Consider the following 20,656-nt stretch of genomic DNA (forward strand, 5'->3'; position numbering starts at 1 on the left):
CACCTGCACCCCTACCGAGGACAGTTATGAACCGTATATCTCGTCTCGCTACAGCGCTCACTCTTACTACTTTTCTCCTCCTGCCAGGCACACCTCTAGGATCAACCTCCTTTGCCACAGAAGATAACAGGAGCGCACAGGAGCGCGCACTAGAACAGACCCTTTCGTCCGATGAACCCACCGTGACAGGCCAACACGAAATTTCGGAAGGTCATATCGACTTAGGCCCTACTTTATTTGACGGTTCTTGGGAACTCATGTTTCGCGATGATTCCGGTCTCTCACCTGTCTGGCGTGATCCGGCAGAGGTGGTGCTTCGTGGCAATGACACTTCTCTCATGGCTGTACCCGATGATCCCCGCTATTCTTTTGTCCATGCTCCACCGGGTGAGCAGGTCTATGTCATCCCCCAAACCGAAGCGGCTGGGGTAGTGTGGCCCGGCTGGAATACTCAGAACCCGCAGGTTGTGGAAGAGCTTGGGCGCGGGGTCACCCTCACCCTGGAAAAAGTTGAGGGCCCTGGAGATTTTTTCCTCTACCTTGAGAACGGTAATTTTGCCGCTCCCGAGGTCCTCTGGGACTCAAACAGTGCAGGACCTCAAGATATTTTTGTGGAACCGAATACTCATGTTCACGCCAATTGGGTTTTTACCCGCCCCGGTGCCTACTACCTTACGGTGCGGGCGCACGCTGAACTATCAGATGGAAGGCAGGTTAGCGATACCGCCCATCTACTCTTTGCAATTGGCTCCGAGGTAGAGACAGAACAGGTATTCTCTGGGGCGAGAGTCCTCAGCACAAAAGACCAGCATAAAGATTCGGGCACCGACCTAGCAGCGCCCTCAACTGTACCGGCTCAGGCTAGTAAGACCCCTAGAGAAGATAGCTCTGTCAGCCCACAGCAGGCTCTTTCCCCAGCGCTCCTTACCGGCATAGGGATGCTGGTGCTCTTCCTGCTTGCTGGCTCACTCTACCTGCTCCGGCGCTCTGTAGGTGCCCGTTCAAGGGCCCTCAGTGAGAACTCTGGGGAGCGATCATGACTCTCCCTCTATCCATCCGCAACCTCACCGCAGGCTACCCTCAGCAACCGGTCTTAGAAGGTCTTAACCTGGATCTGGAAGCCGGTGAATTTGTGGGTCTTATCGGCGCTAACGGTGCGGGCAAGACCACCCTCCTGCGCTCAATTTTAGGTTTGGTACCAATCCACTGTGGCAGTATCCAGGTACTCGGGAAACCCCCCATCACAGCCCGCACCCAGATTGGTTATGTGCCCCAAAAGCATCTCTTCCAGTGGGACTTCCCCATCACCGTTGAGCAAGCTGTACTCAGCGGTCGCACCAAAGCTATAGGTTGGTTCCGTAGGGCAGGCACATCTGACTGGCGGGCTGTCTACTCGGCATTAGATCGGACTGAACTGACTCCTTTGAGGAACCGGGTTATTGGTGAACTCTCAGGCGGGCAAAAGCAACGTGTTCTGCTAGCACGAGCGTTAGCATCCGATCCGCAATTACTTTTACTGGATGAACCTTTTACAGGGATTGATGCCCCCACCCAGACCTGTCTCAACCGTCTCTATCAAGAACTAGCCGCCAGCGGGTTGGCTATTCTCATGTCCACTCATGACATGGTGGCAGCCCGCGCCTACTGCTCACGCATTATTGGGCTTCAGCGGTGTCTCGTTCTTGATGCTCCCGCCTCCCAGCACAGTGTAGAAGAACTCTATACCTTCCTCCATCACGACAGAGTGAGCCCAGCATGATTAGCCCCTTTGAGTTTGTCCAAGATCTTTTTAATCCAAACTTAGCCTTTTTAACTCGCGCCTTGGCCGCAGTGGTTATCGCCTCGGTGGTAACCGGAATTGTTGGTTGCCATGTGGTCATGCGCGGCATGGTTTTTATTGGTGATGCAGTGGCGCACTCTGTCTTTCCCGGCCTAGCTATTGCCTTTGTGATGGGAGGCTCTTTAGCTCTGGGGGGCCTGCTAGCTGGGGTTATTACCGCAATAATGGTCGCGCTTTTTAGCCAGAATCAAAAGCTTAAAGAGGACTCGGTCATCGGTATCTTCTTTGCCGGTTCATTTGCTTTAGGTATCACGCTTATTTCGCTGGCACCGGGGTATTCAGGATCGGTTCAGGATTTTCTCTTTGGTTCAATCGTAGGTATTTCAGGGTCAGATGTTGCTCAAGCAGCCGGTATTGCAGCTACGCTCATACTGGTCCTAGGTGTTTTTCATCAGGAGATTGTGACGGTATCTCTCGATAAGGAGAGCGCGCGGGCAGCAGGCCTGCCTGTCCTGGCCCTCGATGTCTTGCTCTATGTGGTGGTAACGGTATCTGTAGTTATTTCCTTGCAGATCCTGGGCAATGTCTTGGTTCTAGCTCTGCTAGTAATCCCTGCGGCCAGCGCTCGACTGGTCTGCCGAACGCTGGGGCGCATGATGGTTTTTGCGCCGCTCTTTGGCGTGCTGACATCAGCTACCGGGCTTTACTTCTCTTGGGCTTTTAACCTGCCAACCGGAGGCGTGATTGTACTGACCATGATTGCAGGGTTTTTGGTGAGCTCTGCTGTCAGCGCCTTGAAAGGAAAACTAAAAGGGCCAGCGCTCATGACGGGCTGACCCTTAGCCTGTGACCGGTATGGAGATGGCTACCCCGCTTTCTCCGCGGGGTAGCCATGAGCTACAGACACCCGGTGAACTGTTATTTCAAGGCTTCACGGGAGATGACAACCTTGACGGCCTTGTTCTCCGCAGCATGAGCAAAGAGGTCGTAGGCTTCTTCGAACTGGTCAAAGGTGAAGTAATGGGTGGCCATAGCCTTAGCGTTCAGGCGACCTGAGCGCACCATGTTGAGCAGGTTTTCCACGGTATTGCAGTTAACCAGGCCCATGTTGATGCAGACGTTGGAGATCCACATGTCCTGGATGGGTAGTTCCACAGCCTTACCGTGGACGCCGGCGTTAGCGATTGTTCCATAGGGCCGTACGATTTCGGTGCAGGTTTTAAAGGTTGCGGGTACACCCACGGCTTCAACAGCAACGTCCACGCCTAGGCCATCTGGGGATAGAGCCTTGATTTTTTCGACAGCATCGGGCTCTGAAGCATTAACCTTATGGGTTGCCCCCAGTTCTAGGGCGGTGTCCATACGGTTTTCATCCATGTCCACGGTAATAACGGTACCGGCACCGGCCAGGTTAGCGGTCATGATCGCGCCCAGACCAACAGGACCAGCACCAACAACAGCCACGGTGTCACCGGGCTTGGTGTTGCCGTTGAGGATTCCAATTTCAAAACCGGTGGGCAGGGCATCGGTCAGGAAGAGTACTTGGTCATCGGCCAAGCCTTCGGGAACCCGGTAGAGGGAGGTCTCTGCGTAGGGTACGCGGACATACTCAGCCTGAGTGCCATCAATCAGGTGCCCAAAGATCCAGCCGATACCGCCCACGGTCTGGCAGTGGGAGTACTGGCCCTTCTTGCAGTAGGAGCACTTGCCGCAGTTGGTGACGGCGGGGATGATAACGCGGTCCCCGACTTTGAGCTCTGTGACGGCGGAGCCGACCTCGGTGATGGTTCCTACAGCTTCGTGGCCTAGGATTCGACCGGGCTCGACGGCGGGTACGTCGCCTTTGAGAATGTGCAGGTCGGTTCCGCAGATGGTGGTGGTATCTACTCGTGCGATGACGTCAGTAGGTTCAATGATGGTGGGGTCGGGTACTTCTTCCCAGCTGCGCTTGCCGGGGCCGTGGTAGACGAGGGCTTTCATGGGTTCTCCTTTGAATATTTATGGGGGGTAGGAATGTGCTCCCAATCACCATCATACGGGTAAGGTTTCGGGGCCTTCAAAAAACACGGCTCCGTTAAGGAGGTCTTCACCCAAAGAACACTCAAGAGAAGATTGACGCCCATTCACAAGGTAGGGCGCACTATAAATAGCTATATAAGATGGCGATACAATAAAATTTAAACCGCGCAAGTTCATGGGAGAATGAGGGAATTAGTCTTATCGAAAGGCCCGGTATTTACGTTGTCACGGTTTAACCCTCCACCCAACTGGCCACGATTCCCCGAAGGCTGGGTGCCGCCGGAGGGCTGGGAGCCTCACCCTTCATGGGGTACCGTTCCTCCCGGCTGGCAGCTGTGGGTTCCAAGCGTTGACCAGTCTCGCTCAAGCGAGCGTAACAAAAACCTACCAGACTACGGTTCCACACCCCGGAAGCAACAAAAATCTAGGCGCTTCGGAGCCTACTCCTCTATCATTACGGCTGGCTCCATAACCTTGAGTACAGCTGTAGTCGCTTTTGCAACTTTGGGTAATGGTGTTGACGAGATCCTTTCTCCTGAGTACGTTCAAGCCCTCGACACCCTCAGCTTCTGGAACGGTCACAATAAGACAGTTGATTTCTCTAATACGGCCACTTGGCCAGCCCACACTCTCTACCAAAACTATAGTGAGGTAGGTAGCAACTCACCCACCATAACCTCAACTCAAGAGTTATCAGGAACCGGTGAGGCTCTCCTCGATCTTTCCCGCCCCGATGGACCAGTTGAACCTGCCTGGGTTGAGTATGAAATTATCCCCTCTGATACCAAGGACCCTGAGGTAACTTTTCTGGGTGGGAGCCAGGAGCAGTATATTAATGTCACCGCTTCAGCTAATAAGCAGGAGGAACCGGTGAAGGGATCAATCTGGCTAGATGCTAATGTCAGCAAAAGCAGTCAGAAGGTTCAGGTAAGCACTCGTGGGGAATGGAAGATTACAGTGCATCCGGTTTCTGATGCCCCCTTGTATGATTCCATCAGTCAGCTAGCCGGAACAGGGCAGCAGGCCTTTATTTTGCAGCAGATTCAAGGAGCGCACCTTGTATACGCGCCACAGTCAGAAGTATCTGCACAATCTTTGAGCCCTTTTAGTGTTACTGTCCCCGATCAGCTCGGCAGAGAAGATATACAGCCGACGCAGGTTTTTACCTCCGCCTTACCAGCCCAAGACACCGATTTTAAAATACCGTCTTCCCCGTGGTTTGTTACGGTAGACGGCCAAGGCTACGAGTGGTGGATAGGCTTTAACCATGAGGCTATTTCTCCAATCAGGGCACTCAATGCTCAGCCGTATAAGTTCCTCCACGATGGGGGCCAGGAAATCGCAGCGTCAGACAGATCGCAGATTTTTACACTTGAAAATACGAATCCTATGATTCTGACGTATACGACCGCACCCACAGAAGATACGAAAAGAAGAAACCGATACCCGAAATACGGGCCGGAAGCTATTGATTTCTCCGAAGCTCAAAAATTTGCGGTAACCAACCCCGATAAGGACCTTGATGAGCCTGGGGCAATTCGCGCTAAAGAGTTCGGTCACGACGGAACCGTATATGACCTTGTCAATATGACCTCAGATCCCGTAAACCGCCTGGAGGTCTTGACCCAAAACCAGGAAAGCTGGCAGGTCAAAGCCTACCCTCTTGATGCAGCGCCTGAGATTAAACCGGGAGATGCATTTTACGGCAGAAGAGGAGACGGTGCAGGGGTCTTCTTCTGGTCTGGAGGAACCGAGGCAAAACTTGAGTTTTACCGAGAAGTGCAGGTGAGCTGGGGATTTGAGGAGGCCTCGATAACTTTCTACCGTCCGGATGGAACAGGGCACTATCGGTCACAAACGGTCTTCGCCTCAGATCTCTCAAGTACCAAAATATCTGTGGATCTCCCCGCGGAACCACTCTATATTGATGTTCGGACTCCCCTAGCCAGTAGCTGGTCTGTGTATGTGCCTCAATAAGATTTTCCGCAAGCCTATCTAAAGGTTAGAGTCCACTCTGACTCGGCTTGGACAGATACATATTCTGCATCGGAAAGCTCGATGGATTCTGTCCGGTCCGCAGATGATGGGGGGATTATCGAGCGTTCGGTAGAGCCAAAAGGCCCTGCTGTATAAAGCGCAAGGCCTAGGCGATCTTCGGACGGCTTATCAGTGGAGTAGCTAATATCTACTGCGGTTGCACCAGGCGGAATCCGGAAGGCTTGGTGCCCTAGCCCCTGTATCGGTTCGTTAAGGCCATGAATGGGTATCTGAGATGCCGGATGAACCCTCACCTGCCAGCGTCCTTGAGTCTCGATTCTGAGGGCGTTTATACCCCTATCGATGTCTTTTAACGGCGGAAGGTAGGGATTTACGAGTAGAGAATACGTGCCAGCTTTAGGGATATCTATTGTTCCGTATCCCCACAGTAAATCGTCCGATACCAGCCGGCTCTCTAAAAATATGCGTACCGTATCTTGGGCATGGGCAGGCTCGTATTCAACCTCTACCCATATAGTGCTTTGGTCACCGCTGGGATCTTTAATACGGAAGTCACTGTTGCCGGTGCCAGAATACTCTGCTCCGCCGTCCTCCAGGTCAGCTACCGAGACAGGTTGAGGGTCCAAAGGTTGGGGGACGGACGGTGTCGTTGCCTCCGAGATAGCGGGGGATTCTGCAGAGACATTTGAGTCCATACTCCGGGAAGTGTATGCCTGGCCTGATTGAACAGAATTATCTGTAGCCGATTCTCTGTTCATAACCCCAAGCAGAACATAGATTAGTGCGGTAGATAGCGCCACAAAAACAACTACGATAGCTGCCAGTACTCCGCTGGATGAGCTAAAGCCTATCTTTTTCATGGTTTCAGCTATTCCTCATGCTTTGAGAGGTATCTGCCGGCTCTAAATCCTGATTGTATTCGTGAAGGAAAGCAATGAGCTGAGATGTCTCTTCAATAAGCCGGTCTTCATAGCCCAGGGCAAGACCCATTCCGGTATTCCGTTCAAGTTCTTCTACATCCCGAAGCGCCAGGGCTAATGCTCTCTCATAAAGTCGTTGAGACAGTGAAGAATAGGCAGACTGTGAATGTTCGATAATAAGTTTATTGAGCCTTGTACCGTCCAGATTAATCATGAACGTTTCAAGCTGGGAACGTAGGGCTTTCACGCGCTTACTCTGCAGTCCGATTGTTGCTAAGGCGCCCCGGTTCACGGCTTTTTTCCACGAAAGATAAAGGGCTACCATAGCGCACGGTATAAAAAGTATCGTGAAGCCAAGCATAAAAGATGTTGGAACAATGAGCAGTAGGTTGAGAGCAGTGTGCGCACTACTGACAAAGTTAATAGAACTCACAAAAAACCAGAGAGTAACTAAACCCAGGCCTATTCCACCCGCGATACCAACCGTTAGCGCCTTCCTGGGAGCACCACTATCCGTGTATGTTGCTTCTGTGACAATTTGGTCCAGCCGACTAAGGATTGAATGAGCTTTGAGAGTATCCGGTTGGGTGAGAAGCTGCCGCGCATAGTCTCTTTGGGCTTTGAGCAAACGGAATGTACCTATTTTTTGTCTAGGTGCTGGCCATAGAGCTTTTGGCCGCCAGTCTGTTCTGATGTATGAGTAGGACAGAGCAGTAGACCGTTGGAGCATGTATTCGACACTGGTCTTCACATCAACGGGCAGGCCAAGGGCCTTTCTCAGGGTCAATAAGCTGGCCCCCTGCGGTGGTACGGGAACAGGGTAATAGGATACTTCTTCGGGGTTTCTGGCAGCACTAAGCCCCCTATATATCTTCTGCGCGGCCCCATAGACTGCCCCTTCAGCTTCTTTCCATTTCACAAGGTGATGCCGGAGGGTAACTAGATCAGCCTCTTGCTGTGTACGCGGTAAAGCCTGGCTACCTGGGTTCATATTGTTGGGCTGTTGGTGGGGCGGAAAGCCTGATGTGAGACCCTCATCAGCTAATGAGACAAGTACCCCATAAGCCCTACGGAGTTCCGTTGCCCATTCCTGTTCCATATACTCGCCCGGAATGTCCTCTATGTAGAAAAGTTGTTCACGAACAAGCAGGGTAATTGGCCGGAGTAAAGTGTCAAAGACCGATTGTGCTGTATCGCCTGATATCCATATCGCCCCTGATCCCATAAGCCCCTGCGCTAAATCCTCTAATCGTGCTATTCCGCTCTCATACTCAGTGAGTTCATTGCCTAAGAGGTCGCTGGCTACAGGCAAGGTTTCAACATATTCCTGATGTTTGAGCATGCTGTAGGCAAGGTTTTGGAGAGAGTCCCACGCTACCTCTAGGTCTGCGAGACGTAATTCCACAGGAATAGTTTCGTAGGTTACCTCAAAGCTGTCCATGTCTAGGACAACCCTCGCAAGAGAACGCTTAATACAAACCCACCGCCTATAGCGCTGAGCTTTCCGCGTGTAAATGCTCCACTGCCACCACGAAGTAGCACCGAGAATAAACACCGCAGGAAAGATAAGAACAAGCGCATTCAAAGAGGTGCGGGAATCTGGACTGGCCACTATCCATACCACCGTTATCGCAAGAATAAGTATGGTTAGAAGGCTCGTAAGAACGGCCAGGTAGGGGCGTGGTTTGCGCACTACGGTAGCTTTCGTCAGGTACAGGTCTACCCCAGTTTAGCGCGCTAAAAGAGTCACCCCTGGTTCGTATGACTCATTATTGCGTTATGCATCTACGCCCACACTCTAAGCGCACATGTTTCCAGCTAGTCGTCCTCTCCTAGTTGGGCATCCAGGCGTTGGCGGTCACGCTGGCGTTGCTTGGTAGAAATATCACGCAGTATGAAGAGGCTAGCTGTCGCGCCCACTACACCACCAACAATCATTCCGCGTGACATATCGGGGTCTACAAGCCCCAGAATGTTGCGGTAGATTCCGCCCATCATGAGCATGGAAACCACAAGGGCGAACACCAACCCAACTTTTGAGTATGGGGTAATTCGAGGCCTGGGAGCGTGCTGACGTAGCCAGAAGTCTCTGATCGTCATTGAGAAGATAAGCACCCCCAGGGGGAGCACAGCCCACATGGCATACCAACCGGGCAAGACCCAGGCCAGAACTGCGCAAGCCCCAAACATTAAGTTGATGACCCAGGCATAGGAAATTGCGATAGCCCTATAGAGGGCCTGCCGCTCAAATTCATCATCCATAGATGCGTCATAGCGGTCCAAGATTCTCTGGTTGATACTCATGTTTAGTCACCTTCTCGGGGGTCAAAGATGTCCTCCACCGACCTGCCCAGAATCTTTGAGATCATCAGGGCTAGGTAGACCGAGGGAGCATAGTTGCCCTTTTCAATATTGGCGATGGTCTGGCGGGACACCCCTGCCCGTTGGGCAAGTTCTGCCTGCGATAGTTCCTTCCACCGCCGGTACTTTCGCACCAGGTTGGTGCTTGGTTGTGGTGTCATAGTGTTCTTTCGGGTTGAGGCCTCCCCTTAAATGTAAACTATTCTTTACATAAGAACAACTATCTTTGACTGAGAGGTGGCGGGCTCCCTCAGCGCCTGTAGCCTTTCCCCACACCCCCGGCTTAAGGCTTGAGCCAGATACCCAGTAGATCTAGGGTTAAAGGTGCAAGACACCATCAAGCAAAGGACAGCCGAGCATGATTTTTATTGTGGTTAAATTCCAGGTTAAAGACGGCAAGCGTGAAGAATTCCTAGAAGCCGCCCGCGACTTCACCCTGGCCACCCGCGCAGAGCCGGGCAACAAGTGGTACGAATGGTCCCTGAGCGTTGAGAACCCCAACGAGGTAGTCCTGGTCGAAGCCTTCAAGGACGACGCAGCAGAAGCCCACGTTAAGTCCGAGCACTTCGCCAAGGGCATGGAGAGTATGCGCCCCTGGCTGGCCGAGACCCCCAAGATTATCTCCCGCCTCATTGAGGGCAATGATTGGGACCGCATGGGCGAACTCACTATCGATTAATCCAGCACACCCCAACACAGGCAAGGGGCGACCACCGCATGTGGCAGCCCCTTTTGACCTGGCTCCGTCAGAAAATTACTGGGCGCAGGCGTCACAGCTTAAGCAGTGCTTCAAGGTCCAGGACCTCAACAGTAAAAGGGTGCTGGTCGCTGGGGGTCGCATCACCCACACGGAGTAAAAATACAGTGCAGCGCACTTCAATGCCACAAGTATGTAAGAAAAAAAGTCCCTAGAAATCAGGTCAGAGCTGATCGGTAAGTGTGTGGGTCTAGCTGCTGTTGGCTGGTTATGTATCCGTTGTGTGAATATTACGGAGATTTTCAAAGTGGTTCTGGTTAGGCATTTTATCGGATATATCATCTAATTGTGGTGTAATAAGTTGACTTATTTAAAGCGTATATGGTTAGTTTGATGTGTCGCTAGTCACCAGAGTAAAGATGCTCTATACAAAAGGAAGAACAATGTCTCTTGCAAAGAAGTGTTCAACAGGATTTGTAACCGGTACGCTAGCTCTAGGAGCGCTTGGAATTGCCCCTGCCCATGCGAATAATCCAGTGCATGAAGAAAGTGCAGAAAGAACTTTGGCTACCAACAGTACGTTGCATGAAGTAGCAAATGATTCTGGTTATAACTATCGCCATGAGTACTCTATTACACCCACATACGCTGATACTCTGCCTGGCCACGAAATATGGAAAATTGTTACTAAACAATTTAGTAATGTTTTCCCTATACCTGGAATGGTTGATAATCCGCAGCCAGGTCAGGAAGTTATCCTGCTAGGTAACAACCCTATTCGGATCCTGGAAGTCGGGGACCGTCACATAAAAATTCTTTCGCTTGAAAGTCATAGGCTTGGGCCTGACAACATCGTTACTTTAGGCGTCAGTGCTGACGGTAGAACTCTTGTAGCAGAAGCCCATGGGCCTCATGATCCTGGTTTCCCTGACAGCTTCATTGCTTGGCCCACGTGGAACGCATTTTCGAACAATATTGTTCATGCTGTATATGAAAGCGAACCTGGAGGAGTGATTCCCAGTGACATTGATGCACAGCACTAAACTCTCTAGCAACACCAAAATATTTCTGTTAATTTCTGTACCTATCATGATTTTTCTCACCGTAGTGCTCGCGTCGTTGCCAGTTCTTTCTCATGCTGGACTATGGGGAGAAGTATCATCTAATCCACAGAAATTCGGTCAATTTTTCAATATATACGGTCTTATTCCCGCTGCTATTTATGGTTTGGCTTACTTTGCCAACTCTATTCTTTCCAGAGGTTCTCAGCGAGAAGGCGGTTTTCCTATGATTAACTGGGGAATTTTTGGAATTAGTGCTTACCTCGTTGCTTTCCTCTTCTACCTCTGGCTAACGAAAAGTGCTGAAGCCATTAACTCTATTTCTTGGATTATTCCTTTAGGCATCACGTCTGTCTGTGCTATTCACTTTTTTATGGTTCACAAGGCCGTTTTGCATATGCGTGTGCATAAGCTAAAGACCGCTTAATCTTATAGGAACCCAAAAACATATTTATTTTCTATTTGGATAATTTGATTTTTTGGTACTTTCCTTACGAGCACGATAAGCACCCTCTTTCACAGTCGAAACTGCAAGCTTAAAGTGCTTGGTGGTCTGAGTCCACGAGTCCCCTAAATCGTCATGATAGGCGCGGATCTCTTCTCGCTCTTGGGCTTTTTCAGTCAGCCAGTCAGTACGGCTACGAGAAGTCCAACGTTGTGCAGTGCGTTCAGAAACACCTACACGTTGTGCAACTTGTTTAGCCGTCTGAATTCCCCGCGAATAGCAAGCATAGACGCTAGGGGGCAGTTCTTCAGTGTTCACAGAAGCCAGTTCCTTTCGCGTGCTTTAGTAGCTCCTACATTCCCGCTTTTTATTCCACCTTTGCGTCCCCGTGCGAACTGGATAGCCGTAAAAGTTGCTTCATAAACAGCTTCCCCGTCATTCCACAACCGAGACTCAGCCACAACCCACCGCACAATGCTGTTAGCAATTTGCTGAGCTTCTTGCTCAGGTAATGGGTCTTTGAAATCAGCATTTAGACCGTGCACATGAGCCGTCACAGCCCTTTCTAAGCTCTCAGGACTGCCGAAGTGGTTCCGTACCTCTCGATAAGCCCACAGGCGCGCAGAATCGAAAATAAGGCAGTTTCTGCCTAGACCGGCGGCGTAGCGTCGTTTAGTTTTACGCCAGGAGGGGCTAGGAAGGCAGCTATCAGCTTCTAGAGCCGTTTTCAGCTCGTCTAAGGCATAGGCGTGGGTGTGGAGCTGGTAAGCCTCCCAGGAAACATGTAACGGGTTTTTAGTGATAAGCCCGGCATAGCCTTTATCTCCGTCTACTGCGATTCTTAGGCCTTCGGTAATGGCATGGGCGTAGGCGATTGGCTTGCGGTGGGCATACTCGGTGCGAGGAATGGGGGAAGCTAGGAGCCACAGGGCATGTGCGTGACCGTTGGCAGGGTTGGCTACGACCCAGTTAGGCCGGTAGCTCTCGCACCAGGTTGGTGCTTGGTTGTGGTGTCATAGTGTTCTTTCGGGTTGAGAACCCCAACGAGGTAGTCCTGGTCGAGGCCTTCAAGGACGACGCAGCAGAAGCCCACGTTAAGTCCGAGCACTTCGCCAAGGGCATGGAGAGTATGCGCCCCTGGCTGGCCGAGACCCCCAAGATTATCTCCCGCCTCATTGAGGGCAATGATTGGGACCGCATGGGCGAACTCACTATCGATTAATCCAGCACACCCCAACACAGGCAAGGGGCGGCCACCGCATGTGGCAGCCCCTTTTGACCTGGCTCCGTCAGAAAATTACTGGGCGCAGGCGTCACAGCTTAAGCAGTGCTTCAAGGTCCAGGACCTCAACGGTAAAAGGGTGCTGGTCGCTGGGGGTCGCATCACCCACACCAGGTACGGTAGCGCGTGATTCTAGCTGCTCAGTCTCTAGGTTGTAGCGGTAGATGGTGGTCTCCCCCGAAAGGTCTAATATAAAGCGGAAGAGGTATTTATCTTCTTGCACCAGGTAGCCGATATCCTTACTCGGATCGAAGTCGCCCAGGTCGAAAGCTACCGTGTTCTGGGCGGTTGCCAGGTCGGTTTTCACCACTTTGCCGTACCCCGATACCCACCACAGGTGCCCATCGTATAGGTAGAGCGGTGAGAGGGTGGGGCTCCATATCTGGTCATTTAGGCGGGTGGCCAGGTCCCCGCTTATGTCCTGCTCCCGATACTCGCCGGTCTGCGTGTCATAGGAGACCAGCTTTGACCCGGTGTAGTGCTCGGGGCCAGCGTAGGCCAGGCCCTCAGCAGGCGGGGTGATGCTGTCAATAATGTAGTAGATGACATTGTCAGAGCAGACAAAATGCTGGGTAGTGTTCGCCGGCTGCTCACTCTTATATTCGGCAACAGGGGTAGCTGAGAACTCTGGGTAGAGCTTATAAAGCCGATCCGGTGGGTACGCTGACTCAACGGGGTCTGCCTTCATCTCCCCGCTTTGGCCCATAGCCCACACCGTACCGTCGGGGCAGGTCGCCATCATGGAAAGAGAATCAGCTACCTCGTGGAGGGTGCGTTCTTGGCCCTGTACGGTAATAATTTGGGTGGGGTTCCCTGAATTTACAAGGGCGATAGATCCAGTTCCTTCACCGGGTAGGGGTATCTGTTCAGAGATAGTAAGCATTTCTTGTTGGGGGTGCTCTATGGTTTTTACCCCATCGGCGCTCAAGATGTAGTCGTTCACCTTATCTTTGTAGTGAAGCTCTTGACCATCAAAACTAAGGGCCCCACCGTCCAGACCTTTAAGGTCCAGCCGCGACCACTCCTGTTTTTCGGGGTGGTAAAAGAGGATCCCGCTCCCAGGATTTTGCGACAGCGGCGAATCATACCGCCCCGCGAGATACACGGCGAAAGCCCCATCGGACAGTTGTTCCTGAGGCGAATACTGGGGCATGGTCGGTGAGAACAGGCCACACCCAGTCAGGAGGGCAATGGCTGAAAGACAAGAAAATAATTTTATTTTTTCATCATTTCTCAACTTCTTTGTTGATACCTGTCCCCATTATTTTTGTGGAGTACCTTCCCCAGAAAATTCACCACGATAAAACAATGCGGATTATAAATTAATAATAATTATATGTATCTGCTTCACACAACCCTGATGTAGCTCCCCCGACTGGCAGTGAACCCGCCCTCCGATTGCGCCTTTCCATAAGTACATTTCTTCCCCGAAACCAATTAATGATGTACCCAGCTACCGATTCAAGACCGGTAGCTTGCAGAGCCCACCGCGCTTGAAGAAGCCCCGCGAAAGGTTGCTCTTCCGTGCCCGCACGAACTCTGCCCCTTTTTCTTGACTAGAATGTAGGAGACAAGACCATCGCTAACCGTGGGGAACCCTATGACCTTGCCTGAGCCGGCTGCCCAGAGCCACCATGAAGAGCACCTCGATGCCGATCACACCTCGGTTTCGCTTGCTGTTTCTACAGTGATTTTGGCCTTGCGCCGCAAGGAGGGCCAAAGCCACCACTCCCTCTGGTTACCGCTTGTACGCCGTCTACGCGAACCCTACAAGGGCCAGTGGGCTCTACCCGGTGGGCCCTTACACCCGGAGCTCTCGCTCGAAGAAGCCGCAGGGTCCACTCTCAAGCGCGCAACGGGGCTGGTACCGGGCTATCTTGAACAGCTCTACGCCTTTGGCGACGTACACCGCACCCCCGATTACAAGATTATGCGTGAGGGCGGGTCACTCCCCGTACCCGCCGAAGAGGACGCCCACGAGCGGGTAGTTTCTATCATCTACTGGGCCTCTATCCCCCAGACCGAGGTCAAGCGCACCCGCGTCCACGAGAACATTCGGTGGTTCCCCATCGATGAGCTCCCCATTCTTGCTTTTGACCACAATGAGATTGTTGAATACGCCCTCTACCGTTTGCAGAATAAGGTGGAGTATTCCCGTATCGCACATTCTTTCCTGGGGGAAGAATTCACTCTTGCCCAGTTACGTGAGGTCTACGAAGCTATCCTGGGGCGCCCCCTAGACCCGGCTAACTTCCGCCGGCAGATTGCGGCCTCAAAATCAATCATTGACACCGGCAAGCGGGTTGAGGGAACCCGCCACCGCCCGCCGCGTCTTTACCGTTATAACCATTCGCGCGCATTTGCGGATCAAGGCCCCTTGGGCATGTACCGCGAGGCCGCTTATAAAGCCCAGGAAGGCACCCTTTCATGAAGCGTCTTATCCCCCTAGTCGCTAGTGCGCTGCTTGTTCTGACCGGTTGCGGCCAGAACGATCAAGCCAACAGCACGGCGACGTCTTCTCCCACGATCAGTTACACGGACGGTATGACCGTTACCGTTGTTTCCGTTGAATCAGCGAACACCTTTACCGCAGAGATCGAGGGTCTTAAAAAGCAGGTCCGTCTAGTTAATCTTGCTGCGCCTTCCCCCAACGGGCTGGCACTTTCTAGTGACTGCCTGGTCGATGAGTCAAAAGCCCTTCTTGCAGAGAAACTACCTGCCAACAGCCAGGTGACGCTCAAATTTGATGAGAACCAGCGCGGCAAGACCGGCTATGTTGAGGCCGCTGTTTACTCGGGTGACGCTTTCATCAACCGGGATATGGCACGAGCCGGGATGGTAGCCACAACTTTCTCCACTGCCAGCGATAAGTTCTACCCCGAGATTTCTCAAGCCCAACAGGATGCCGCCAACGAGGGCCTGGGCCTTTATTCCCGCGACCTTAAATGCGCTATCCCCGCGCTGATCCAGGAGCAGAAGAAGGCTGTTGACGACGCCAAAACCTGGGAGGTCAATACCGGCCAGGACGCCTCTGCTGAGGACCAGCAGAAGGAGGCAGAACGTCAAAAAATCTACAAAGATGCCTCTGCTTTCTACCGGGAACTCAAGGATCAGGTTAAGTCACCGGCCCAATGGGTGGGCTCTATCGTCACTCTGGATTCTGTCTCCAAGCAACTGACAGATTTGGAGCAGACCCTCGGTGATGATTTCTATCCACAGAATGGCACCAGTGTAAACCAGCAGAAGAAGTCCGGGGTGCAAAGCACCCCGGCACGTCCCGGCTCCTAAAACCTACAGCTTTACTACTTTTCTTGGCCTCCGGTGGCCTCACTTTTTGGGTGAGGGCTCACCGGAGGCTGATTTTTTGCCCTGGTCCCTAGCGCTAGGGGGCGGGGAGGCGCTGGCTTCTTTAGCTTTCTGCTCCCGTTCAGCCTCTTCGGCAACAGTGTAAGCAACCCTTTTGCTTTCGTGGGCACGGGTGAGGGCCGCTCTTTGGGTTTTGACAGACTGGGTTTCAACGATGGAGGCAAGCAGAGGCAGGTCGGGGTTTTTCTCGTAGCCTGCGAGAGTTCCAGTGAGCTGGGTTGCCTCTTCCAGAGGGTCTTTGAGGTCTAGCCCCTGTGCCCCGGTGAGGTTATTGGTCGCGGTCTTGAGCTGAGCTGGCAGGGTACAGGCCATATCCCTGCTGTAGAGGCCTGCTTGTTTCTGGTCAGCTTCGTCTTGGGCTTGGCTGACCTGATCGTAGTAGAGGCTAGCACCGTCATGGGTTGCTACCCCGTAGCCCGCTCTGGCTATCTCAGCGTTGACCAGTTTGCCGTTAGGTAGGGTGACCCCGGCCGTGACAGTGGGCGGTGGCTCGGTAGCTGCTGACTCGGTGGGGCTGGGCCTGGTGCCGGTTCCTAGGGCGGTATCGTAGGTTAGTTCCACAGGTGAGCCCACCGGCAGCATACGGGTGAGGTAGTCGGTGGATTCTTCTGCCAGGCAGTGTATATCGGGGTTGTCGTGCCTGGTCTGAGGGGTGGCTAGGTTCATCAGGTCAACGATTACAGTGGCGCCATCACGGTCCACCACAATGGTATCTGCATCTTTTACCGAGATAATGCGAGCGCTGGTGAGGTCTTCGGTGGGGGTGGCAGTTGGGGTGGTTTCAGCTGGTTCTTCCTGGCCACCGCCCAGCAGACCGCAGCCGGTAAAAGTGAGCGCACCGAGGGCCAGAGCCGTCATGGGTGTGGTGTAGCGGTGTGGGCGCATGGGTTTTACTCCTTAGGGTTGAAGACCATAGCAGCCAGCGGGTGGGGCGGCTCCGTCCTTCTTGTGCCGCGACCGGCTTGTCTGGCCCGCTGATGACGAAGGCACCCGCGCTCTTCCCCGGTCAGGGAGGGGCGCGGGTGCCTGCTTGAGCCTAGTTTCTTGGACTTAAGCTTCGGGGATGATGAGGCCCTTGGTCTGGGATACAGCGCGGTCCAAGCGTGCTGCAACGTCTGCCCAGTTGACGATGTTCCAGAATGCCTTGACATAGTCGCCCTTGACGTTCTGGTAGTCCAGGTAGAAGGCGTGCTCCCACATGTCCAGCTGCAGGACGGGGATGAGGGCTACGGAGATGTTGCCCTGCTGATCGTAGAGTTGTTCGATGACCAGGCGCTTACCGACGGTGTCCCAGGCCAGGATTGCCCAGCCAGAGCCCTGGATGGTGAGGGCTACGTTCTCGAAGTGGGCACGGAAGCCGTCGAAGGAACCGAAGTCGTTGTCGATTGCTGCGGCCAGTTCGCCGGTGGGCTTGTCGCCACCCTCGGGTGAGAGGTTCTTCCAGAAGATGGAGTGGTTGGTGTGGCCGCCCAGGTTGAAGGCCAGGTCCTTGGAGAGCTTGCCGATGTTGGCGAAGTCGCCGTTTGCGCGGGCTTCTTCCATCTTCTCGATGGCGGTATTGGCTCCAGCAACGTAGGTGGCGTGGTGCTTGGAGTGGTGTAGCTCCATGATGCGTGCTGAGATGTGGGGTTCTAGCGCCGCATAGTCATAGTCGAGTTCAGGAAGAGCGTACTTCTCTGCCATGGTGTGTTCCTTTCGTTAAAGGCCCTGTCTTAGGGTCTTTCTGGGTTTAACTCTACACACTCAGGGCCAAGCGGTCACGGGGCGGGCTCCTATCTGTCTGCGGGATTGCTCCTGGGCTGATGCTAGGGGAGCCCCGTGGAAGCAGTTATCCACAATTCTCCACCGGCCAGGATATAAAGTTATCCACAGGTGGGGATAAAACTGGGGATATTCGAATTACAGGAGCGTGAGTTTCGAAGATATTCGATACCACAACACCCACAGGGGTAAGCATTAGGCCCTCAATCTTCGAAAATACAAGGGTGTTATTCGAAGAGCTAGACTGTCCCTTGGGGTTCCACTTGTGGAGAAAGCCTGTGGACAAAGCGTTAAAAGGCCACGAAAAGCATGGTTATTAAGGCTCTAGAGAGGGCTTTTCCCCAGGCTTTTAGCGATTTCCCCACCTTAAGTGGAAATTGTTCACAGACTTATCCACAGGTGGGGATAAAAGGGGTAAGCGGCAACCCAAGATCTTATGGCTGGCGCATGAGTGACCTCATGGGCAGCACAAGGTGCCCCTGATTCTGCACGGACCAGAGGGCCACGGTTCACAAAGCACTGAACCCGATCCCTCAAAATAACAAGCTTGTAATCACACCCCTGGAACTTATTAACACTGTGGATAAGACCTGTGGATAAAAACTATAAGTCTTCACACGCATAAAGAACCTGCCCCACCACTGTGTGCGGTGGGGCAGGTTCTTTATATTTTAAAAGTCTCTATGATGTCCGACAGGTGAGACTATTCATCCTCATCAAGAGAAGAAATATTCGCTACGTTGATGACGGCACTGGGCTTATCACCCAGAACGGCCTCACCGATCTTGGCAAGTGACTTGACCTGGCGGGCGTTGAGCCGGTCAAAAATGATACTCCGAACGGCCTCAACATGCCCCGGCGCGGCCTCCTGCACCTTGTCCAGACCGGCGGGCAAAAGGTGACAGATAGACACGCGGCGATCCTTTTCCCAGATGCTGCGATCTACAAAACCCCACTTTTCTAAGCGGGTCACCACGCGAGAAAGGCGCGGTAGAAGAGTGTTTGTCTGGCAAGCCAGCTCGGTCATAGTGAGCTTATGTTGCTTGGATTCTGAGAGCATGGCCAAGACCATGTACTCCACGAAGCTCAGCCCCGAGTCCTTATGAAGCTGACTTTCCAGTTGCCCCGGCAATTTAAACATCATGGACGATATAAACAGCCAGCCTTCACGTTCTTCTTCAGATAACCAGCGGGTGGTATCAACACCAACAGGCGTGGAGTTTTCTGTGCTCATGGTTCCTCAAGGTAATCAGCAGAATCATCTATTCAACAAGTCTATAGTTTCATTGAAGGATGGGCCCGCTCTAGCCAACCCGTGCTCAATGTGTTGCTCACCCCATGAGCATGACCGGCACCACCGCCATCACCAAGCTTTTACCCCGCTCCACCATTTGATAGGCTTAATCACTAAAGGTGTGCCGGGAAGACTGGTCGGCTCGCTGACTCTCTCAACACCAGGCGAGCTCACAAGACGAAGCTGTCTATCGCTTCACTCCCCTTGGTAGGTAGAAATCAGCGGTGATATATCTGTCATCGACCCCAAAGGTTAGCCCTATGTCCTCAGAAAACACCGTCCTATCGCGCGGCTCCTACAGGGAGTCTCAGCGTGTCTCCGAGATTCTTTCCAAGGAATCTACCGGCGGCATCATTTTGCTGGTCGCAACTATTGCGGCCCTCATCTTTGCCAACTCAGCTGCCGCCGAACACTACTTTGGCCTGCGCGATACCTACCTGGGTGCCGACTTCTGGGGCCTGCACCTTAAGCTTTCCATCGGACACTGGGCTGCCGACGGCCTGCTAGCTGTCTTCTTCTTCCTAGTCGGCCTTGAACTCAAAAAAGAGTTTGTCGAAGGCGATTTACGCAACCCCGGCAAAGCCCTCGTCCCCATTGTGGCCGCAGCCGGCGGTGTCGCTCTACCCGCTATTATCTACACCGTTATTAACCTGCGAGGTAGCGATGAGGCAATCGGGGGCTGGGCTATCCCTGCGGCAACCGATATCGCCTTTGCAGTAGCCGTCCTCGCCGTTATCGGCTCACACCTGCCCAGCGCGCTGCGTACTTTCCTGCTCACCCTGGCCGTAGTCGATGACCTCATTGCCATCACGATTATTGCCATCTTCTACACCAGCGACCTGCAAATCGGCTACCTGGCACTGTCCATCATTCCGATTGCCCTCTACGCCCTGATTGCTCGCAAGGGCGAAAAGCTCTTCCATCTCTCCCCTACCGCGAGCTGGCTAATCCTACTTCCCATCGGTTTCGTGACCTGGGTACTCTTCCTCAACTCTGGTATTCACGCCACCATCGCCGGCGTTATCCTAGCCTTTATGATTCCCGTGCGCCATAACAAGCGCACCAAGGCCGCCGATGCCGACCACGGCCTAGCCGAGGTCATGGAGCACCGCATCCGCCCCTTCTCCGCAGGCTTTTGTGTCCCCGTCTTTGCCTTCTTCTCAGCAGGTGTAGCTATCGGTGGTGTCCAGGGCTTTATGGACGCAGTCAGCGAACCCATTGCCTACGGCATCATTGCCGCCCTGATCTTAGGCAAGATGATCGGCATTACCGCCTCCACCTGGCTGGTGACCCGCCTACGCCATGCCAATCTGGATCCAGACATCGCCTGGATTGACGTTATAGGCGTTGCAACTCTGGCCGGGATCGGCTTTACCGTCTCCCTGCTTATTGCTGAGCTGTCCTTCGGCCTGGGCTCCCCCCACAATGATGCCGCCAAGGTTGCTATCTTGACCGCTTCCGTAGGTGCCGCCCTAGGTGGGGCAACCATCCTGTCACTCCGTAATAAGCATTACAAGCAGGTTGAAGTGAAGGAAAGCCTGGATGAAAACCAGGACGGCATCCCCGATGTCTTTAGCGATGACAGCGCCAGGGTTCAAGACTCCCAGTAACAAGAAGCCTGGCCCACCTCTTCATCGACCGCCCCCCTCTCCACAAGACACAGGGGGCGGTT

At 53.1% G+C, this 20,656-nt stretch carries 22 protein-coding genes and 1 pseudogene; 11 read left to right on the plus strand and 12 right to left on the minus strand.

Going from position 1 to position 20,656, the window contains the following annotated elements; all coding sequences use genetic code 11:
- The first annotated feature begins 26 nt into the window (after window positions 1-26).
- From ACN08V_RS06665 to ACN08V_RS06675, 3 genes are read left to right on the plus strand one after another with little or no spacing between them, the layout of a single operon-like run.
- On the plus strand, window positions 27-1,040 hold the full coding sequence (locus ACN08V_RS06665) for a choice-of-anchor M domain-containing protein (protein ID WP_419104973.1): 1,014 nt from the start codon (window positions 27-29) through the stop codon (window positions 1,038-1,040).
- Window positions 1,037-1,759, plus strand: a complete 723-nt coding sequence (locus ACN08V_RS06670) for an anchored repeat-type ABC transporter ATP-binding subunit (protein ID WP_419100323.1) — start codon at window positions 1,037-1,039, stop codon at window positions 1,757-1,759. The genes ACN08V_RS06665 and ACN08V_RS06670 overlap by 4 nt, the downstream gene beginning before the upstream one ends.
- Window positions 1,756-2,616, plus strand: a complete 861-nt coding sequence (locus tag ACN08V_RS06675) for an anchored repeat-type ABC transporter permease subunit (protein ID WP_419104974.1) — start codon at window positions 1,756-1,758, stop codon at window positions 2,614-2,616. Before ACN08V_RS06670 ends, ACN08V_RS06675 begins: the two co-directional genes overlap by 4 nt.
- An 82-nt stretch (window positions 2,617-2,698) precedes the next feature.
- On the opposite strand, the gene ACN08V_RS06680 is transcribed toward ACN08V_RS06675, so the two are convergent.
- Entirely contained in the window at window positions 2,699-3,760 is a 1,062-nt protein-coding gene (locus ACN08V_RS06680; protein WP_419100325.1) for a zinc-dependent alcohol dehydrogenase family protein, read from the minus strand.
- Window positions 3,761-4,273: 513 nt separating this feature from the next.
- On the opposite strand from ACN08V_RS06680, the gene ACN08V_RS06685 reads away from it, so the two are divergent.
- Window positions 4,274-5,776: a hypothetical protein gene (locus tag ACN08V_RS06685; protein ID WP_419104975.1), complete on the plus strand. Its 1,503-nt coding sequence runs from the start codon at window positions 4,274-4,276 to the stop codon at window positions 5,774-5,776.
- 14 nt (window positions 5,777-5,790) lie between these two features.
- Here ACN08V_RS06685 and ACN08V_RS06690 read toward each other — a convergent pair whose 3' ends face one another.
- The 4 genes from ACN08V_RS06690 to ACN08V_RS06705 all read right to left on the minus strand — a co-directional run bounded on the left by ACN08V_RS06690 (window position 5,791) and on the right by ACN08V_RS06705 (window position 9,239).
- Window positions 5,791-6,657 carry a hypothetical protein gene (locus tag ACN08V_RS06690; RefSeq protein ID WP_419104976.1) on the minus strand — a complete coding sequence of 289 codons (867 nt, stop codon included), beginning with the start codon at window positions 6,655-6,657 and terminating at the stop codon, window positions 5,791-5,793.
- 4 nt (window positions 6,658-6,661) lie between these two features.
- Window positions 6,662-8,410: a hypothetical protein gene (locus ACN08V_RS06695; protein ID WP_419104977.1), complete on the minus strand. Its 1,749-nt coding sequence runs from the start codon at window positions 8,408-8,410 to the stop codon at window positions 6,662-6,664.
- Window positions 8,411-8,535: 125 nt separating this feature from the next.
- Complete coding sequence (locus ACN08V_RS06700; protein WP_419104978.1) at window positions 8,536-9,021, minus strand: hypothetical protein; 486 nt, start codon at window positions 9,019-9,021, stop codon at window positions 8,536-8,538.
- A gap of 2 nt (window positions 9,022-9,023) precedes the next feature.
- Window positions 9,024-9,239 (minus strand): helix-turn-helix transcriptional regulator, encoded by a 216-nt coding sequence (locus ACN08V_RS06705; RefSeq protein WP_419100330.1) that lies wholly within the window; start codon window positions 9,237-9,239, stop codon window positions 9,024-9,026.
- Window positions 9,240-9,436: 197 nt separating this feature from the next.
- On the opposite strand from ACN08V_RS06705, the gene ACN08V_RS06710 reads away from it, so the two are divergent.
- The 3 genes from ACN08V_RS06710 to ACN08V_RS06720 all read left to right on the plus strand — a co-directional run bounded on the left by ACN08V_RS06710 (window position 9,437) and on the right by ACN08V_RS06720 (window position 11,263).
- Window positions 9,437-9,757, plus strand: a complete 321-nt coding sequence (locus ACN08V_RS06710) for a putative quinol monooxygenase (protein ID WP_419100331.1) — start codon at window positions 9,437-9,439, stop codon at window positions 9,755-9,757.
- 461 nt (window positions 9,758-10,218) lie between these two features.
- Window positions 10,219-10,818, plus strand: coding sequence for a hypothetical protein (locus ACN08V_RS06715; protein ID WP_419104979.1), 600 nt, complete (start codon window positions 10,219-10,221; stop codon window positions 10,816-10,818).
- Complete coding sequence (locus ACN08V_RS06720; protein ID WP_419100333.1) at window positions 10,796-11,263, plus strand: hypothetical protein; 468 nt, start codon at window positions 10,796-10,798, stop codon at window positions 11,261-11,263. Before ACN08V_RS06715 ends, ACN08V_RS06720 begins: the two co-directional genes overlap by 23 nt.
- 24 nt (window positions 11,264-11,287) lie before the next feature.
- On the opposite strand, the gene ACN08V_RS06725 is transcribed toward ACN08V_RS06720, so the two are convergent.
- From ACN08V_RS06725 to ACN08V_RS06735, 3 genes and pseudogenes are all read right to left on the minus strand, one after another.
- Window positions 11,288-11,599, minus strand: a complete 312-nt coding sequence (locus tag ACN08V_RS06725; RefSeq protein WP_419100334.1) for a hypothetical protein — start codon at window positions 11,597-11,599, stop codon at window positions 11,288-11,290.
- Window positions 11,596-12,012, minus strand: a complete 417-nt coding sequence (locus ACN08V_RS06730) for a primase C-terminal domain-containing protein (protein ID WP_419105006.1) — start codon at window positions 12,010-12,012, stop codon at window positions 11,596-11,598. Before ACN08V_RS06730 ends, ACN08V_RS06725 begins: the two co-directional genes overlap by 4 nt.
- 6 nt (window positions 12,013-12,018) lie before the next feature.
- Window positions 12,019-12,249: pseudogene (locus tag ACN08V_RS06735) on the minus strand (replication initiation protein); the annotation flags it as partial.
- 29 nt (window positions 12,250-12,278) lie between these two features.
- On the opposite strand from ACN08V_RS06735, the gene ACN08V_RS06740 reads away from it, so the two are divergent.
- Entirely contained in the window at window positions 12,279-12,503 is a 225-nt protein-coding gene (locus ACN08V_RS06740; protein WP_419100335.1) for a putative quinol monooxygenase, read from the plus strand.
- 91 nt (window positions 12,504-12,594) lie between these two features.
- On the opposite strand, the gene ACN08V_RS06745 is transcribed toward ACN08V_RS06740, so the two are convergent.
- Window positions 12,595-13,506, minus strand: coding sequence for a hypothetical protein (locus ACN08V_RS06745; protein ID WP_419104980.1), 912 nt, complete (start codon window positions 13,504-13,506; stop codon window positions 12,595-12,597).
- 657 nt (window positions 13,507-14,163) lie between these two features.
- Here ACN08V_RS06745 and ACN08V_RS06750 point away from each other — a divergent pair.
- The gene (locus tag ACN08V_RS06750; protein ID WP_419100337.1) at window positions 14,164-14,994 is read left to right on the plus strand and encodes an NUDIX hydrolase; all 831 of its coding nucleotides are present in this window, start codon (window positions 14,164-14,166) and stop codon (window positions 14,992-14,994) included.
- Window positions 14,991-15,851, plus strand: coding sequence for a thermonuclease family protein (locus tag ACN08V_RS06755; protein WP_419104981.1), 861 nt, complete (start codon window positions 14,991-14,993; stop codon window positions 15,849-15,851). The genes ACN08V_RS06750 and ACN08V_RS06755 overlap by 4 nt, the downstream gene beginning before the upstream one ends.
- Window positions 15,852-15,890: 39 nt before the next feature.
- Here the strand turns inward: ACN08V_RS06755 and ACN08V_RS06760 are convergent, their stop codons facing one another.
- From ACN08V_RS06760 to ACN08V_RS06770, 3 genes are all read right to left on the minus strand, one after another.
- Window positions 15,891-16,814: a thermonuclease family protein gene (locus ACN08V_RS06760; RefSeq protein WP_419104982.1), complete on the minus strand. Its 924-nt coding sequence runs from the start codon at window positions 16,812-16,814 to the stop codon at window positions 15,891-15,893.
- A 165-nt stretch (window positions 16,815-16,979) separates the two neighbouring features.
- Complete coding sequence (locus tag ACN08V_RS06765) at window positions 16,980-17,612, minus strand: superoxide dismutase (protein ID WP_419100340.1); 633 nt, start codon at window positions 17,610-17,612, stop codon at window positions 16,980-16,982.
- A 781-nt stretch (window positions 17,613-18,393) separates the two neighbouring features.
- Window positions 18,394-18,924, minus strand: coding sequence for a MarR family winged helix-turn-helix transcriptional regulator (locus tag ACN08V_RS06770; RefSeq protein WP_419100341.1), 531 nt, complete (start codon window positions 18,922-18,924; stop codon window positions 18,394-18,396).
- 320 nt (window positions 18,925-19,244) lie between these two features.
- On the opposite strand from ACN08V_RS06770, the gene nhaA reads away from it, so the two are divergent.
- Complete coding sequence (gene nhaA, locus ACN08V_RS06775; RefSeq protein ID WP_419100342.1) at window positions 19,245-20,594, plus strand: Na+/H+ antiporter NhaA; 1,350 nt, start codon at window positions 19,245-19,247, stop codon at window positions 20,592-20,594.
- The last annotated feature ends 62 nt before the right edge of the window (window positions 20,595-20,656 follow it).

This window comes from Rothia sp. P5766 (genome assembly GCF_048513555.1).
Taxonomy (GTDB): Bacteria; Actinomycetota; Actinomycetes; order Actinomycetales; family Micrococcaceae; genus Rothia.